Source organism: Epilithonimonas zeae (assembly GCF_900141765.1).
GTDB lineage: Bacteria > Bacteroidota > Bacteroidia > Flavobacteriales > Weeksellaceae > Epilithonimonas > Epilithonimonas zeae.
On sequence record NZ_FSRK01000002.1, the window covers coordinates 1 to 16,842 of the forward strand.

General features: G+C 34.7%; 17 protein-coding genes. 7 read left to right on the forward strand and 10 right to left on the reverse strand.

From position 1 onward, the window contains the following. Positions 1-659: 659 nt before the first annotated feature. From BUR19_RS11725 to BUR19_RS11745, 5 genes are all read right to left on the reverse strand, one after another. A complete protein-coding gene (locus BUR19_RS11725) occupies positions 660-1,406 on the reverse strand; it encodes a hypothetical protein (RefSeq protein ID WP_074235662.1) in 747 nt (248 codons plus the stop codon). A 62-nt stretch (positions 1,407-1,468) separates the two neighbouring features. Continuing rightward, positions 1,469-1,909 (reverse strand): heme-binding domain-containing protein, encoded by a 441-nt coding sequence (locus BUR19_RS11730; RefSeq protein ID WP_074235663.1) that lies wholly within the window; start codon positions 1,907-1,909, stop codon positions 1,469-1,471. Continuing rightward, positions 1,906-3,558: an Ig-like domain-containing domain gene (locus tag BUR19_RS11735; RefSeq protein ID WP_074235664.1), complete on the reverse strand. Its 1,653-nt coding sequence runs from the start codon at positions 3,556-3,558 to the stop codon at positions 1,906-1,908. The genes BUR19_RS11730 and BUR19_RS11735 overlap by 4 nt, the downstream gene beginning before the upstream one ends. Positions 3,559-3,695: 137 nt before the next feature. Beyond that, on the reverse strand, positions 3,696-4,856 hold the full coding sequence (locus tag BUR19_RS11740; RefSeq protein ID WP_074235665.1) for a GlmU family protein: 1,161 nt from the start codon (positions 4,854-4,856) through the stop codon (positions 3,696-3,698). A 156-nt stretch (positions 4,857-5,012) separates the two neighbouring features. Then, entirely contained in the window at positions 5,013-5,264 is a 252-nt protein-coding gene (locus tag BUR19_RS11745; protein ID WP_034964157.1) for a type B 50S ribosomal protein L31, read from the reverse strand. A gap of 260 nt (positions 5,265-5,524) precedes the next feature. Between BUR19_RS11745 and BUR19_RS11750 the strand changes: the two genes are divergently transcribed. The 7 genes from BUR19_RS11750 to BUR19_RS11780 all read left to right on the forward strand — a co-directional run bounded on the left by BUR19_RS11750 (position 5,525) and on the right by BUR19_RS11780 (position 10,761). After that, positions 5,525-6,277: a hypothetical protein gene (locus tag BUR19_RS11750; RefSeq protein ID WP_074235666.1), complete on the forward strand. Its 753-nt coding sequence runs from the start codon at positions 5,525-5,527 to the stop codon at positions 6,275-6,277. A 10-nt stretch (positions 6,278-6,287) separates the two neighbouring features. Continuing rightward, positions 6,288-6,911, forward strand: a complete 624-nt coding sequence (locus tag BUR19_RS11755) for a hypothetical protein (protein WP_074235667.1) — start codon at positions 6,288-6,290, stop codon at positions 6,909-6,911. Positions 6,912-6,970: 59 nt separating this feature from the next. After that, complete coding sequence (locus BUR19_RS11760) at positions 6,971-7,657, forward strand: sensor histidine kinase (RefSeq protein WP_175565907.1); 687 nt, start codon at positions 6,971-6,973, stop codon at positions 7,655-7,657. Positions 7,658-7,663: 6 nt separating this feature from the next. Further along, positions 7,664-8,344 (forward strand): response regulator transcription factor, encoded by a 681-nt coding sequence (locus BUR19_RS11765; protein ID WP_074235669.1) that lies wholly within the window; start codon positions 7,664-7,666, stop codon positions 8,342-8,344. 95 nt (positions 8,345-8,439) lie between these two features. After that, positions 8,440-8,787, forward strand: coding sequence for a hypothetical protein (locus BUR19_RS11770; protein WP_074235670.1), 348 nt, complete (start codon positions 8,440-8,442; stop codon positions 8,785-8,787). A gap of 187 nt (positions 8,788-8,974) precedes the next feature. Further along, positions 8,975-9,508, forward strand: coding sequence for a phage tail protein (locus tag BUR19_RS11775; RefSeq protein WP_083600773.1), 534 nt, complete (start codon positions 8,975-8,977; stop codon positions 9,506-9,508). 134 nt (positions 9,509-9,642) lie between these two features. Then, on the forward strand, positions 9,643-10,761 hold the full coding sequence (locus tag BUR19_RS11780; protein ID WP_074235672.1) for a T9SS type A sorting domain-containing protein: 1,119 nt from the start codon (positions 9,643-9,645) through the stop codon (positions 10,759-10,761). Between the two features lie 40 nt (positions 10,762-10,801). Here BUR19_RS11780 and BUR19_RS11785 read toward each other — a convergent pair whose 3' ends face one another. The 5 genes from BUR19_RS11785 to paaD form a co-directional block, all read right to left on the reverse strand. Beyond that, positions 10,802-11,557 (reverse strand): enoyl-CoA hydratase/isomerase family protein, encoded by a 756-nt coding sequence (locus tag BUR19_RS11785; protein WP_074235673.1) that lies wholly within the window; start codon positions 11,555-11,557, stop codon positions 10,802-10,804. Between the two features lie 91 nt (positions 11,558-11,648). Further along, positions 11,649-13,694, reverse strand: coding sequence for a phenylacetic acid degradation bifunctional protein PaaZ (gene paaZ / locus BUR19_RS11790; protein ID WP_074235674.1), 2,046 nt, complete (start codon positions 13,692-13,694; stop codon positions 11,649-11,651). 92 nt (positions 13,695-13,786) lie between these two features. Then, positions 13,787-14,992 (reverse strand): 3-oxoadipyl-CoA thiolase, encoded by a 1,206-nt coding sequence (gene pcaF, locus BUR19_RS11795; protein WP_074235675.1) that lies wholly within the window; start codon positions 14,990-14,992, stop codon positions 13,787-13,789. 34 nt (positions 14,993-15,026) lie between these two features. Continuing rightward, positions 15,027-16,184, reverse strand: a complete 1,158-nt coding sequence (locus BUR19_RS11800; RefSeq protein WP_074235676.1) for a 3-hydroxyacyl-CoA dehydrogenase NAD-binding domain-containing protein — start codon at positions 16,182-16,184, stop codon at positions 15,027-15,029. Positions 16,185-16,295: 111 nt separating this feature from the next. Further along, positions 16,296-16,781, reverse strand: a complete 486-nt coding sequence (paaD, locus tag BUR19_RS11805; RefSeq protein ID WP_074235677.1) for a 1,2-phenylacetyl-CoA epoxidase subunit PaaD — start codon at positions 16,779-16,781, stop codon at positions 16,296-16,298. Positions 16,782-16,842: the final 61 nt, after the last annotated feature.

A 16,842-nucleotide genomic window follows, 5' to 3' on the forward strand; every position in this document is an offset into this window, starting at 1 on the left:
GTTATATGTTATGTCAATGAACTTTGTTCTTTTCGCTTCATCAGGAATCTTAATCTGTCATCTTGTCCCTGATTTGCGAGTGCAAAAGTAAAAAGTTTTTCCTAAACTACCAAAACTTTTTTGAAGTTTTTTTTTAATTAACCACAAATCCGTTTTTAATATGTTTTTCACTCCTCTCCTGCGCTCCGAGATCTCTCGATTTCGGATTGCAAAGATAAGCAATCTTTTTAATCCTACAAGCCTTTTCTTATTTTATATTTAATAATTTTTAAACCATTAAATACTTACTAATTATTAACCTGTAACTCCTGCGCTGCTTATCTCTCAAAGCGGTGGCAAAAGTAGACTTTCTTAACTCCCCTCGCAAATATTAACCCAATTATTTAAACATCATATCTTTATTAAGCTGATTTGTAGAATGTTTAATTTTAATGTAATGCTTTATTATTAACAAAAGTATATTTCATTATAAATAAAACGGCTCTACAATATATTTTTATTCAGATGTTGAATGAATAATTACTTTTCAAATATTTGATAAAATTAATCCTGAAAAAAGGAATTTTTATAGCCTGATAAAAATTATTAGTCCTTGAATATTTAGAAGTAAAAAAATGCAACCCTTTTGAGATTGCATTCTTATATAATATTAAGTAATTCTAAAACCTGTAGCCAAATGAGATACCGGATCTTACTCCCAACCACTTAGAATCTAAATCAATCACCGCCCCATTCGCATTCGTCATTACTTTATAATCAAATAAACTGATGTCTAAATCCTCAATGTCCTGCTTTAACTGATTCTGCTCGTAAGACGTTAGTGGTCTTGCAGATTTACCAGTAATTGTTCCCGTTGCACCGCCGTAGTGCCCTCCGATAAACCAAACATCTAAAACCCAATTATCTTTTCTACCTAACAACCATTGTGCACCAATCATCAAACCCACATTATTGGAATTTGTTTTCCCAGTGAATGCAATCGGAATTTTTTCTCCTGAAACCGCCGGATCTTCCGATCTATAGTTATAGGTTAGATTATCTATGTTAAAATGTGAATATCTATAATACGGTGCAATATAAAAACCGTGACCATAACCACGACCTAAATAAATTCTAGGTTCTAAAGTAAAATTGCTTCCGCCCATTTTTATATTATTTACATCCTCGTCTTTGATATATTCATCCACCAAAGGAACTTGCCCTGTTGGAATGAATCCATAGGAAACCTGAACTCCAATTCGTTTTGTAATCGTTCTCTCGTAAGCGAATTGATAATTCCTAAATATAATAGAAGTCAGGTTGACTTTTATTAGATTTCTTTTTTTGTCTTGATTATCAACATCTACTTCCTGAGATTTTGCAACAAATGAACAAATGAATGCCAGTGCAAATAATATCTTATTCATAACCTTTAGTTTTTACCAAATATATAAAATAATTGAATTATGAATAAAAAATTATATTTAAACTATTTTGACTCTAAATTTGAAAAATAATTTTCGAGTTCACGTCTTTGTTTTGTTGTCAAATTAGCTTTGGGATGATAGCCAATATAAAAAGGGAGTGGCATTTGAAGGTTATGAACTGAACTTATGGTCTTCTCGATGGCATTTTGCTTAAGATCTTTATTATAAGTTCCCCATTCAGAAAAGTTAAGATGCTCTCGACCCTCATTAATATGATCTTTTATCGTCCATGAAATTGGAGCGACATAAGCATAATTCGGATATTTGACTTCATTAGAATGACAATCGTAGCAGGCATTCTTCAAAATCGATTTGATATTCTCCGGCGTTTTATAAATATCAACAAAATTATCGCGTTTATCAACAGCTTTGTTTTCTCTATCAATAGGAACCAATTGTATTGCCACAAAAACAACAGCTATCCAAAAAAATATCTTTTTCAATTCGTTGGCTGTTCATCTAAAGTTACATCCCAATTTTCATTGATTTCCCACATCGGACGGATATTAATCTTGGTCATACCATCTTTGCTTCCTGATTTTTTGAACAGATAAGCATCTTCTGCCAAAGTCTCATCTGCAAAATTGGAATTGTCCCAAGTCCCGTTTCCATTATTATCGACTAAAATCCTAAGTTTATAAGAAGCTGGTTTTAGATTAATAAATTTGACCTCCGATTGATCCGTATATCTTTGGTAAGCCACTTCGTTTTTATCATCCAGAAGCTGAATCCAAAATTTTTGATTTGGCAAATTAATAATACGCGCGGTAAAACTTCCGAATTCTTCCGGTTTTGCCACCTCAAAATCAAAACGAACACTTTCACTGGAACGATTGAAGTACGAAGCTACTGTATTTTTCGGAACCGTTAATTGGTATTTTTTTCCTGTGATGAAATTAGATTTTACAATCACCTGCGTTGAGTCTAATTCTGAAATTCTTGCTGTGAAATCCTGAGCAATACTATCCGACTCCAGTTTCCAGTTTTCCGGTTGGATTCTATTAATAATATAATTAGAGGAGAATCTAAAATCTGTTTCCGGCGCCAGCTTATTAGAGAATGGATTAGCGATTGTCATTTCATCTTTCGCCGGTTTTTTATAAAAGACAGAAACCGTATCTTGTTTGGAATCTATATCGTAAGAGAATTTGAGATTCTCGCTGACTGTAGCTCCGATATTTTCTTTCGCAGCATCAAACCAAATCCTTACAGAATCTGACCTTAGTTTGTGTGTGACTTTATAATCTGCAGGTTTTTCGCCAACTCTTTTTACAATTACTTTTTCAGGATCACCCTCGAAAGTCATTACAACACCGCCAACAGAAGCCGCCATTTCTTTATATCTGATTGCTTTCTTGGATGGAAAAATCTTAAGTTTCATTCCGGAAATACTTGACTCAAGATTAATTTCTTGTTTTTGAAAAGCAATACTTTCCTTTCCTAAATCATAAATAGAATTATTATTCTCATCATCAAAACCAATAATTCTATATTTTCCTGGCGTAAGATAATTCAGTTCAAAATAACCATCCGGATCCGCTTTCGTTATGTAGTAAGGTTTTTGGCGATAGTTCATCGTGTCTTTTACCTGATAAAGTCCAATCACGAGATTTCGATCTTTCCCTTCTGAATTTTTTTCATTACCCAAAGCGTCCGATATAGTTCCGCTGATGTAAGTATCATCCAATTTTTCTCCTGTAGAAAAGGCAAAATTGAAATAAGGCAAAGGATTACTCTCATTAAGATCCACCACCGAATTTCCGAAATTGAAATTATAAGTGGTGTTGGCTTGCAAAGTATCCTTCCATTCTATCTCCAAATATTTGTTCCCCATAGAAGAAGGAATAATCTTGGTATACTGAATCGGAGGCGAAATAATGAGATTTTTACTGACGTCTTTCAACATAATATACTCATTAAAATCAATCCTCAGTTTTTTGAGATTTCTTGAAACATTGATTCTTGTTGTATCGATATTTGATCCTATCATTTGTGGAGGGATAGAATCTTTGGTGCCACCAACCGGCGAACCCACTCTGGCACAACTTACCAAAACCAACGATGCAAAAAGCCAAAGAAGAAACTGCTTCATTATTAAATATGATGTTAGATTTTAGAAATTATACTAAAATCAATTTTACTTAAGCGCAAAAATAAGCAAACTTTGATACAAAATGCTTTCGTGAATTGTAAAGTAAGTTAAATTAAAAATAAAAATGAGTTTTAAAATTAAAACTCATTATAGATATACTTCAAAATATCTTTATCCGTTTCGGTGATTGCGATTTTTCTGCGTTCCATTGCTTTTTCTGCAACTTCATAAGATTTTTCGAGTTTGAATTTCTCATCGCCTTTCATTCCGCCCCAAGAAAAACTATCAACTAAGTTTGGCGGAAAACCGGACTTGAAAATATTAGCCGCAACACCGACAACTGTTCCTGTATTCAACTGTGTATTGATTGCAGTTTTGGAATGGTCACCCATTATCAGTCCGCAAAATTGCAAACCCGTATCTAGGAATCTTTTCTTTCTGTAATTCCAAAGTTTTACGGAAGCGTAATTGTTTTTTAGGTTGGATGAATTGGTATCCGCTCCCAAATTACACCATTCTCCAATCACAGAATTACCAACAAAACCGTCGTGACCTTTGTTTGTATATCCGAAAATCACAATATTATTAACTTCGCCACCTACTTTTGAATGTGGACCAATCGTCGTTCCGCCATAAAGTTTAGTTCCAAGATTAATTTTAGAATCTTCACAAAGCGCTAATGAGCCTCGGATATTGGAGCCTTCCATAATCTCAGCATTTTTTCCAATGTAGATTTTTCCGGTTTTGCAATTGAGTGTTGAGAATTCTATTACAGCACCTTCCTCTATGAAAAGATTTTCGCTGTCGCCGATGAAACCATTCGTGGATGACAATTCCTGAGATGTTCTGCCTTCCGTCAATAATTTGAAATCATAATCGATGGCTTTATCATTATAAGAAAAGATGTCCGTTGGTTTCTCAATAAAAAACAGTTTTTCGTGAATGTCTGTCATTTTATTGATTTGATTCAGAGAGAAATTCTCCATATTGATATTCGCAACCAAAACTTCGTTTTCATAAACCAAAGCTTCGCCAGGTTGCAATTCCTTGATTTGTTTCAAAACCTCATCAGACGGGAAGAAATTCGGAACAATGAAAAGACTTTGCTTTGGTTCCGGTTTTTTGAATTTGTCCTGAAGATAATTTTCTGTGATGTAGAAAACCTCATCAATACCAAGCAATTTTTTCCATCTTTCTGAAAAAGTAAGAATTCCCATTCGCATTTCTGCAACTGGTCTTGTAAAAGTGAGTGGAAGAAAATCTTCCCAATATTGTGCGTCTGAGAATACAAGTTGCATTTTTTAGATATTAGATGTTAGACTTTAGATTTTAGACAAAAGTGTTGGAAATCTAATTCCTCACTTAAAAAGTCTAATTTCTATCTTCAGCAAAAATAATAAAAAAAGCCTCTCGGAAATCCGAAAGGCTTTGATATTTGTACAAATTGGCTAAGATTATTTAGCGAATTTTTTGTATTTATTCATAAACTTATCAACTCTACCAGCAGTATCAACTAATTTAGTTTTACCTGTGTAGAAAGGGTGAGAAGTAGAAGAAATTTCCATTTTGATCAAAGGATATTCAGATCCTTCGAATTCGATAGTGTCTTTTGTGTCAGCAGTAGATTTGCAAAGGAACATCTCATCGTTGCTCATATCTTTGAAAACTACTAATCTATAATTTTCTGGGTGTATGCCTTGTTTCATTTTCAGAAGTTTTAAAATTTAATATAATATGAGCAGCGGACTAATGGATCCGACAACTCTGGTTTTGAGGATGCAAAAATAGGAATTATTTTTTATTCTGCAAATATTTATTCTGAAAATCAAAAAAATAATGCCACTTTAAAAAGACATTAACTTATTTTATAATTTTTATCAATTTTATATCAATAAATAAATATTTGTATTGCATCTATAAAATTCTTTATATACTTTTATCCCGAACTAAAATTATATAAAAACTTATGGCAATCTTAACTCGTGAGAATTATACCACTGCTATTAAAAGCTGGGCAGAAGTAAAATCAAATTATTCTGAAATCCAAAACGTACTTTCACCAGAACAGGTTTTTATCTTGACTCGTGAACAAATCGAATGGTTTGATAAGGAAAACGAAGAAGAAACTTATTTCCGTGCAGATATTGGTGTTTGGGAAAATAAATTAGCTTTAATATTAACACCTAGAGACAGTGCTGGTGCTGTAAAAACTTTAGATAATTATGAATATGCACCTCTGCAATTTCTTGAAAGTGATCTTACTCTAAAACAGACCAAAACTTATACTGTAACTAGTACCTATACTCTGACAAAGGACTTAAGTAAAGGCAAAGAAGATTCTGACATCGATTTTCCTATTATGGACAAACCTGTAACAGGACAGCTCAAAGCCGTAGACGAAATAGAGTCATGGAAAGAAAATGCAATGGATTATCTGCAAAGAGAATCTCTGGAGTTCAAAGGACAAAGGATTTTCCAAAGTTTCTATATCCCAAAAGCAGACTTATTACATGATAAAGAAAAGATGCACGATGTTGTTTGTGTTTTTGGGTTTAAATATTCTGAAGTTTACCAGAGATTATTGGCTACAATAATTTTTGTCAGCAATGAATTGGGGGCAAAAATTGGAACTCCTGGAGCTGTGTATGCAGTACAATCTGATCCTTCTAACACTTATGATTGGGTAAAACCATGTCCACCAGCTTGTTTAGGAGCTTAGCTATAAAATAATGACAGAGTATTATTATATAAGCGTTGGAATAAGCTACCTACTACTTATTACGGCTATTATTCTTTCAATAATAAAATACAAACAAACAATTCAAAATGAAAAATGGTATATTTATTATATCATTTTTGTTTTTTGTATTGAATTGCTTTCTGTAGTTCTTCCTTTTTTTAAAATTAAAAGTAATTTTTTTCTGTATCAAATCTATATAGCGGGAGAATTTTTTACTGTTACAGGTATTTTTATCAAAAAATTGAATCTAAGCAAATATTCTTTTGTATTAACAGGATTATTTAGTTTATTCTTTATAACAGCAGATAGAGTTCTTGGCCAATATCAATATAACAATGATTATTCAAAAGCTATATCAAATATAATGATGATTGTTTTGATAGGATATTCCTTAATTCAGGATATTAGAAATTTAAAGAGTAAAAGTTCATTTCAAGTTATTGATAAGACATATTTTTTCTATTTTACTGTAAGTCTTTTTATATTTATTCTCCAACACCAACTTATTGAATTCCCATTTGAATATTTCTCAGCCATTTGGATTATAAATAATTTGATGGTTTGTGTCCTTTATAGCTTATTCATTAAAACATTTTTACAATTAAAGAAGTAAAACTCAATATCATTTTTCTTGTTGTACTGATTCTCGTTTTGATAATCATCATATCGTTTATGTTATTAGCTTACAAAAGCTTTATCCAAAGAATTATTCAGGAAAAAGATTTGCAGTTTGAAGCAGAGATGGAACATCAGAAAGAACTAACACTGGAAAATATAAAAGGCCAAGAAGATGAAAGAAAAAGAATAGCAGTTTCTGTTCACGATGATATTGGAAATCGTTTGAACATCCTTTCTCTTTGGCTCAATAACCTGGAACCGGAAAACCAAGAAGCATCCAAAAAAGTGATTACCTCACAGATTACAGAGCTGATAGATTCCACAAGAAATATTTCCCACTCACTTTATCCTGTGAATCTGGAAAAATTGGGACTTGTTTTGTACTTACAGGAATTAGTTACCAATCTGTCTCATAACATTAATCTAATATTGAATATTGATTACAAGTACGAGAAGAAAGATAATTTCACAGAAGTTCAGATTTACAGAGTCATTCAGGAATTTACAACCAATGTTATCAAACATTCTAACGCTGATGAAGTGATTGTTTATATTAGAAATCATGAAAAATATCTTACAATGATTTTGTCTGATAACGGACAAAGTTTTGATTACACCAAAGCCAACAAAGGAATGGGACTTAAAAATATAGAATCCAGAATTACTTCTGTGAAAGGTTTTTACAAATGGAAAAATACAATTGGAAAAGGAAGCCGTTTAATTATTAATATCCCTAATTAATCTAAAATGAGTGAAAAAATCAAAATAGCGTTGGTTGATGATGAGCAACTGATTCTGGAAGGTGTGAAAATGCTGCTTTCTGCAAAAGAAAATATTTCCGTGGACTTTATGGCAACAAGTGGTGCAGAAATATTAGCCCATTTGGAAACGCTTGAAGCAGATAATTTTCCAGACATTGCGATGGTAGATGTTCAGATGCAGCCAATGGATGGTTTTGAGTTGGTAGAAATTTTGAAAAAAAATTATCCCAATCTTAAAATCATTATTCTTTCTTCCCATTACAAAAGCAGCGTTCTAGGATACATGATAAAATTGGGCGTTTCAGCTTTTCTTCCAAAGAATTCCAGTAAAACGGTTTTTATAGAAGCTATAGAAGCTGTTAACAAGAACGGGATGTACTTCACAAAAGAAGATCATCAGATGTTAAGCACTTATCTGAATTCTCCTGCGCGGAAAAAATCGCTTTTCGATAACGAAGAAACATTAACTGCCCGAGAAATAGATGTGGTGAAACTAATTTGTCAGGAAAAAACCAACCAACAAATTGCAGATACACTCTTCCTAAGTCCTAGGACAGTGGAAAGTCACCGCCAAAGAATTCTTGATAAAATTGGTGCGAAAAATACAGTCGGGATTGTTATTTATGCGGTTGTCAACGACATCTATTCAGTTCCTATTAAACTTTAATTTAAAATTCAGTATTTCTACGCTATCCTAATTTTCATTTTTGTTCTTTCTTTGGCATAAGAAAACGTTAAAACAAATTAATCAACATTCATCTTATGTCTTCTCCTTTGGAAATAATAAATTCTACGGATTATATCATCTCAGGCGAGGTGTCTTATATGACTGTTTTTTGCTCCAATCATTATTTTTTTGTGAAAGCACACAGCAATTGGAAATCAGAAAAACGCGGCATTTGTCCAATTATTGAGGTTTCTGCAACCGTAAGAACACCAAGAGGACTTTTTGCTGCCCAGCCATATATTTCTATCGGAACCACTCATAGTCTGTTTGAAGTTGTACAGATCAGAGAAAATGTTTTTAAAGTATTGAGAGTGAGAAATTCAACCATTGAAAAATCAGCAATCCTCGACATTTACAATCCAACGTTTTTGGAAAAAATTTAAAACCAACCAATCCATACTTTTTTAGTCTCATCAAAATTTTTGATGGGGCTTTTTTTTGACTGAAAAAATAATGTTCGTAGAAATACTGAATTTAGATTTTAGTATTTTCTACTCTATCTCTTTTCTCCTAACTATTGTTACTTTGGAATATCAAAAAACAAAATATTAATTATAAAAACAATTTATTATGGAAGAGTACATTGGAATCATCAAGTTATTTGCAGGTAATTTTGCACCTAGAGGTTTTCTGCTGTGTAATGGTCAGATATTAAACATACAGCAGTATACAGCACTGTTTTCAATTTTAGGTACGAACTATGGTGGTAATGGTCAAACAACGTTTGCACTTCCCGATCTGAGACAAAAATTTCCAATAGGTACTAATAATACAACAGGAATAGGAGTTATCGGAGGTAATAAAACAGTTACCATTGGGGCGCAGAATTTACCTAACCTTAGTCTAAACCTAAAAGTTAGTAATACAGATTCAACGGCATCAGTTCCTGCTTCCGATAGTTTCTTATCCATACCAGGAACTGTTAGCGGAAGAGATTTTATCCCATCTCTAGGATTTTCTGATGCAGCTACTCCAAATCTTGTGACAATGAATCCTCAATCTGTTACTTTGAATTCCACTAATACACCGATTGATATTACACCACCATCCGTTGCGTTGAATTATATTATTTGCGTTGAAGGAATCTATCCATCCCGCCCTTAAAATAAATAAGAACTAATAATCGTGAGAGACTAATAAAACATTCTAGTTAGTAAGTTAAGACCACTTTTCAAATTTGAAGAGTGGTTTTTAATTTAATATACTATTTTTGCGCAATAAAGAATAATAACCAACTTATGAAGACTATCTTTACATTACTTGCTGTAATAATATCATTTACTATTTCTGCACAAACCGTGAATATACCTGATGCTAATTTTAAGGCTTATCTTCTTAACAACCCTCAAATCAATACTAATAGTGATAATGAAATACAGGTTTCTGAAGCTAGCACAGCCACGCACATAAGTTGCCATTCTAAAAATATTTCTAATTTATCGGGTATCGAATATTTTGTAAATCTCAAAGTTCTCGAATGTTATAATAATAATTTATCTACCCTTAATATATCAAATCTTTCTAACTTAATAGAGTTTGATTGTAATAAAAATAAATTAACTTCTATTGATACAACACAAAACAAAAAGTTAAAAAATTTCTCTTGTTCAAACAACTTTTTGACAAACATAGATGTTAGTGAAAATACATATTTAGAGTATTTTAGCTGCAATGGCAACCAAATCTCCGAATTAAATGTTAACCAAAATATTTTACTTTACTATTTACATTGTAATTCAAATCTACTAACACAATTGGATCTCAGTTTAAATAGTCATTTATATTTTATACACATTGGAAATAATAAAGTCTCCAATATAGATTTTTCTCAAAATCAGAATTTGGGAGAGATTTATGCACAAGGTAATTTATTAACTAATGTAGATTTAAGTCAAAACAAAAAATTGATGATTTTTAAAATTGATAATAATCTCCTTAGTAATCTTAATATAAAAAATGGCTTTAATACTCTAATCACTGCACCAGATGAAGAATGGAATTTCTTTAGTTCAGTTAATAATCCAGATTTAAAATGCATCCAAGTTGATAATGTCAATTATTCCACAAGCAATTGGCCAAACAAAGACAGCTGGGCAAATTATAGTACAAACTGTAGTCTAGGTGTAGATGATGTGAAAAAATTGACTATCCAAATTTATCCAAATCCTGTAAAAGACACATTCATCATCAATACCAACGATAAAATAGAAACTATTGAAATCTATTCTCAGACAGGACAACTTTTGAAAACTTCAAAATCAAAAGAAGTCGATATTTCTAATTTGCCAAAAGGAAACTATCTAGTGAAAATCAAGACTGATAAAGATAATATTACTCAGAAAATTATTAAAGAATAAAAAAAGCCTTTCAGATTTGAAAGGCTTTTTTTGTTGAAAATTATTTATTCTTAAAACTATTAATCGCATTCACAGTAAAATCCGACAGAACCAGATTTCCACTGATTCCAGCTCTTTCCAATAACAAGTCATCCCAAAGCTCAGTTCCTTCCCAGAAGATTTCTTTCAGTTGAGACATTGCTTCTGGATTTGAACTTGCTAATTTCTCAGCCAGAATTTGGATCTCCGCATCCATTTCCTCTGGCGTTTCATAAACGTCTTGATACATATTTTTCTCTCTCGCCCATTCTGCCGAGTAAAATTCGGTCGCATTAATTGCTAATTGTGCAAAAGATGAAGTACCGATTTTCTTTTCTACAACTGGTCCAATCACGAAAGGTCCAATGCCAACAGCCAATTCACTAAGCTTTACAGAAGCATTTTCTGTGGCAAATGTGTAATCCGCCGCACAAGCAATTCCTACTCCGCCACCAACAGCTTTTCCGTGGATTCTTGCAATGATGAGTTTAGGAGATTTTCTCATCGCATTGATAACATTCGCAAATCCAGAGAAAAATGTTTTCCCCGTTTCGAAGTCTTGAATCGAAATCAGTTCGTTGAAAGAAGCGCCTGCACAAAAAGCTTTTTCGCCAGCACTTTTCAGAATGATGACTTTTGCATCGTCATTTTGTCCAAGATTATTGATTTCTTCAACCAGATTTTTAAGTTGCGAACTCGGCATCGAGTTGCTTTGCGGATGAAAAAACTCAATAGTTCCTATTCCGTTTTCGATGGCTGATTTTACGTATGCTTCCATTTATTAATATTAAATAATTGAATTGTTAAAAGATTTAAAAAATTATTAAATCGCAATCTTTTTTTTATTCTTTTCTCTTGTTTCTTAAATTTTATTCTTGATTAAGTTTCTTTACCATTGTCAAAATCGTAGCAATCGCGACAGTTTCTCCGGTTTCGTCGTAAACATCCACGAGCCATCGTACGATTCCTTTTGCAATATCGTCTTCGTCACGTTTTTCCTGACTGATTTTTTCTTTGCAGGTAAACTTCACGCCAATCGTCATTCCGGGATAAACAGGTTTCACGAAACGGCATTCGTCCAAACCGTAATTCAGCAAAACCGGACCTTTTCTCGGGTCTACAAATAATCCCGCGGCTTTGCTGAGAATGAAATATCCATGCGCTACTCTGCCTTCGAAAATCGTTCCTTCCAAAGATGTCGCGTCCATATGTGCATAAAAATTGTCGCCGGAAACATTGGCAAAATTGGTAATATCAGCTTCTGTGACCGTATGTTTTGCCGTGATGTAAGTTTCACTGACTTTCAGTTCTTCAAAATGCTTTCTGAATGGATGAATATTGTCCTCGAATTGTTTTCCACCATATTGATATTGTTGCGTAATGTTGGTCAAAGTCGTTGGTGAACCTTGAATCGCCGTGCGTTGCATATAATGAAGAACGCCACGCTTTCCGCCCATTTCCTCGCCACCTCCAGCTCTTCCAGGACCGCCGTGAACCAGCATTGGCAAAGGCGAACCGTGACCTGTACTTTCTTTTGCACAATCGGAATTGAGAATCAAAATTCGTCCGTGCATCGATGCGGCTCCGATGACAAATTCTCTTGCAAAATCATCATCAGCCGTCACAACAGAACAGCAAAGCGAACCTTTTCCCATTCTCGCCAACTCAATAGCCTCATCGATATTATGATAAGGAATAATCGTGCTGACTGGCCCGAAAGCTTCAATATTATGGCAATCTGTATATTTGAAAGGGTCTGAATTAAGGAATAAAATCGGGGAAATGAACGCGCCTTTGTTTTTGTCCGCTCCTTTCACATCGAAATCGTCCAAATTTCCGAAAACAATTTCCTGCGTTTTGGACAATTCTTGAACTTTCTCGGAAACTTCCTGCACTTGGTCTTTATTTGCCAAAGCGCCCATTCTCACACCTTCGACATTCGGGTCTCCGATGATAACGGTGGAAAGTCTTTGTCCAAGCGCAATCTGAACATCTTCGACCAAATTGACAGGAACCAAAATCCTTCTCACCGCCGTACATTTTTGTCCAGCTTTGGTCGTCATTTCACGAACGGCTTCTTTGATGAACAAATCAAATTCCGCTGTACCTTGTTTTGCGTCTTCACCTAAAACCATTGCATTCAATGAATCCGCTTCCAAATTGAAAGGCACAGATTCTTCAAGAATTCTTGGATGAGACTTTAGCATTTTCCCTGTCGAAGCCGAACCTGTAAAAGTCACGACATCTTCGCTCGTCACACTTTCCAGAATTCCGTTGGCTGAACCACAAATTAATTGCAGACTTCCTTCGGGTAAAATTTGGGAAGCGATGATTTCTTTTACAACAACTTCGGTCAAAAAACTTGTTGCTGTCGCAGGTTTCACGATTGCCGGAACGCCAGCCAAAAGATTGACCGCAATTTTCTCCAACATTCCCCAAACCGGAAAATTAAACGCATTGATATGAATCGCAACTCCACGTTTCGGTGTGCAAATGTGATGACCGATAAATGTTCCTTCCTTGGAAAGCTTCACAGATTCGCCATCTATATAATAAGGTAAGTCGGGAAATTGTCTTCGAAGTGATGCATTCGCAAAAAGATTTCCGATGCCACCTTCTATGTCAACCCAAGAATCTGCTTTGGTTGCGCCAGTTGCCCAACTCACTTTGTAGAAGGTATCTTTCTTTTCCAAAAGATGGAAAGCGAGTTTCTTCAACATCAAACCTCTTTCCTGAAAAGTGAGTTTTCGAAGAGCCGGACCTCCAATTTTTCTGGCGTAATCCATCATTTCAGCAAAATCCAAACCTTTGGAAGTCGCCGTTGCCACCAAATCGCCATTGATGGAGTTATATAAAGCCTGCCCTTCTCCCTCTCCTTTTGTCCATCTCCCGAGCGCGTAATTTTCTAGTTGCATAATTTTATAGAATTTAGAATTTAGAATTTAGAATTTAGAATTTAGATGAGAATAAATCTAACATCTAACTTCTAGCTTCTAATATCTTGTTATTAAACTTTCTCAATAATCACTGCAAAACCTTGTCCCAAACCAACACACATTGTTGCCAAGGCATATTTTTTATTTTGATTTTGAAGTTCATACATAGCGGAATTCAGGATTCTTGCACCACTCATTCCGAGTGGATGTCCGAGTGCAATCGCGCCTCCGTTTGGATTGATTCTGGAATCGTTGTCATCCAATCCCCAAGCTCTGATGCAGGCTAAACTTTGTGCTGCAAATGCTTCATTTAATTCAATAATATCAATATTGTTAAATGTCAATCCTGCTTTTTGCAATGCCAATTCTGCTGCTATTACAGGACCAATTCCCATCAATCTTGGTTCTACACCGACAACTGCGCTTGAAACTATTCTTGCTTTTGGTATTAATCCAAATTCTTTAATCGCATTTTCCGAAGCTAATAAATTAACTGCTGCGCCGTCATTCAATCCGGAAGCATTTCCGGCAGTGACTGTCCCGTCTTTTTTGAAAGCGGTTCTTAATTTTGATAAGCCCTCAATTGTTGTATCGCTTTTCGGGAATTCATCTTTATCGAAAATCAAATCTCCGCCTTTTCTTTGAGGAATATTTACCGAAACAATTTCCTGTGACAATCTTCCGTTTTCCTGAGCAACTTTCGCTTTCTGTTGAGAATTAAAGGCAAACAAATCCTGGTCTTCACGGGAAATTTGGTCACGCTCAGCCAAGTTTTCTGCTGTTTCACCCATTGCGTCTACGCCGTACATTTCTTTCATTTTTGGATTGATGAATCGCCAGCCAAAAGTCGTGTCATAGATTTTCGCATCGCCTCCAAAAGGACTTTCTGATTTTGAAATCACCAATGGTCCGCGCGTCATATTTTCAACACCACCCGAAATCATCAAGTCAGCATCACCAACCTGAATAGCTCTTGCCGCACTAATCGCTGCCGACAAACCCGAAGCGCAAAGTCTGTTGACCGTTTCGCCTGGAACGTGATAATCCAAACCGGAAAGCAAAGCCGACATCCTTGCGATATTTCGGTTATCTTCGCCAGCCTGATTGGCGCAACCTAAAACGAGGTCGTAGATTTTACTTTGGTCGATATTCGGGTTTCTTTCCAATAATTTTTTGATGACAAAAGCCGCCATATCATCGGGACGAACGGAAGATAAGCTTCCTTTCAGTTTTCCAATCGGCGTTCGGATGCCATCAATTATATATGCGTTGTTCATTTTTTATGATTGATTAATGATAATCGATAAATGATTAATTATAGAATTTTCTATTTTGTTTTAGTAAGTTTCTGATAATCGGACTGCATCTGTAGCGGTCTTCGTGGTAGAAATTATAAAGTTCATCGAGTTCGTTCTGAAGATTTTCTAAACCAAATTCATCTGCCCATTTCAACAAACCTTTTGGATAATTCACGCCTTTTGTCATTGCCAAATCGATGTCTTCTGCAGAAGCGATGTTTAAAGAATAAGCATCTGAAGCTTCGTTCATTAGCATTACCAAGATTCTTTTGAATATTAATTCTAATAATTCCGGATTATCATTTGGTTTTGGTTGTTCAGCATTTTGAGAATAATCATAGAATCCTTTCCCTGATTTTCTTCCAAAATAGCCCGCTTCAAATAATCTTTTTTGAGTAAATGACGGTTTAAACTTCGGGTCGTAGAAAAATTCTTTGAACACACTTTCCGTCACTCGGTAATTCACATCGTGACCAATGAAATCCATTAATTGAAATGGTCCCATTTTGAATCTACCCAAACTTGTCATTGCAAAATCAATAGTCACACAGTCAGCAATGCCTTCTTCCAAAATTCGAATCGCTTCTCCGTAGAATGGTCTTGCAACGCGATTCACAATAAATCCAGGTGTGTCTTTTGCAATTACCGGAAGTTTTTTCCAGCTTTCTACAAGACTTTTTACTTTTGAAACCAAATCTTTATCCGTCTGAACCGCAGGAATAACCTCAACCAAAGCCATCAAAGGAGCAGGATTGAAAAAATGAATGCCAATCACCCGTTCCGGTTTCTGACAAGCGGATGCAATGGAAGCAATGGACAACGATGAAGTGTTGGTTGCCAAAATACAATCTTCAGAAACCAGACTTTCCAATTTTTGAAACAAAACTTTCTTAATTTCCAAATCTTCAATAATGGCTTCGATGATTAATTCTGAATCTTTCAATTCTGATAATTTATCACTCAATCGGATATTATCGAAGTAAGTTTCTGCTTCTCCAAACGTCATTTTCCCTTTCTCAGCCAGTTTTTGAAAATGTGCTTCGAGATTTTGTCCGGCTTTTTCTACGGCAAGTGGATTGCTGTCATACAACAAGACCTCGTTTCCGGCTGTTGCCAAAACCTGTGCTATTCCGCTTCCCATTGCGCCACTACCGACTATTCCTATTTTCATTTTTTATTGTAAAAAGTTTTTTCTTGTAAAAAGTATAATGTATAAAGTACAATGACTTTCCTTTTTATTTTTTCTAACTAATAACTGTTAACTGATTAACTTAAAAACTAATTAATGACATTTAAAATAATCAAAAGGCTCTTTGCAATCATCGCACTGGTATAAAGCTTTGCAGGCGGTGGAACCAAACTGACTTACCAAATGGGTGTGTTTTGAACTGCAAAGCGGACATTCGACCTCATCTGTTTTTGAAAATAATTCGTCACTATTTTTTGAATAGACAGGTGGTGCGATGCCGTACGCTTTCAGTTTTTGTTTTCCGTCTTCAGTCATCCAATCGGTTGTCCACGCGGGACTCAATTGGTTTGTTATTTTAATATTGTTGAACCCTTTTTCAATCAGTTTCAATTTAATAGACATATTAATCATTGATGTTGCCGGACAACCGGAGTAAGTTGGTGTCACAATTACTTCGATTTCGTCACCATTGAATCGCACATCGCGGATGATTCCCAAATCCAAAAGATTGAGAACGGGAACTTCCGGGTCGGGAACTTCCTTCAGGATTTGCCAGATATCGTTTTCCGTGATTGTCATTATTTCTTGTAATTCCTTTTGAACGCAAAGTCCGCAAAGATTTTTTTTATCATTATTGAAA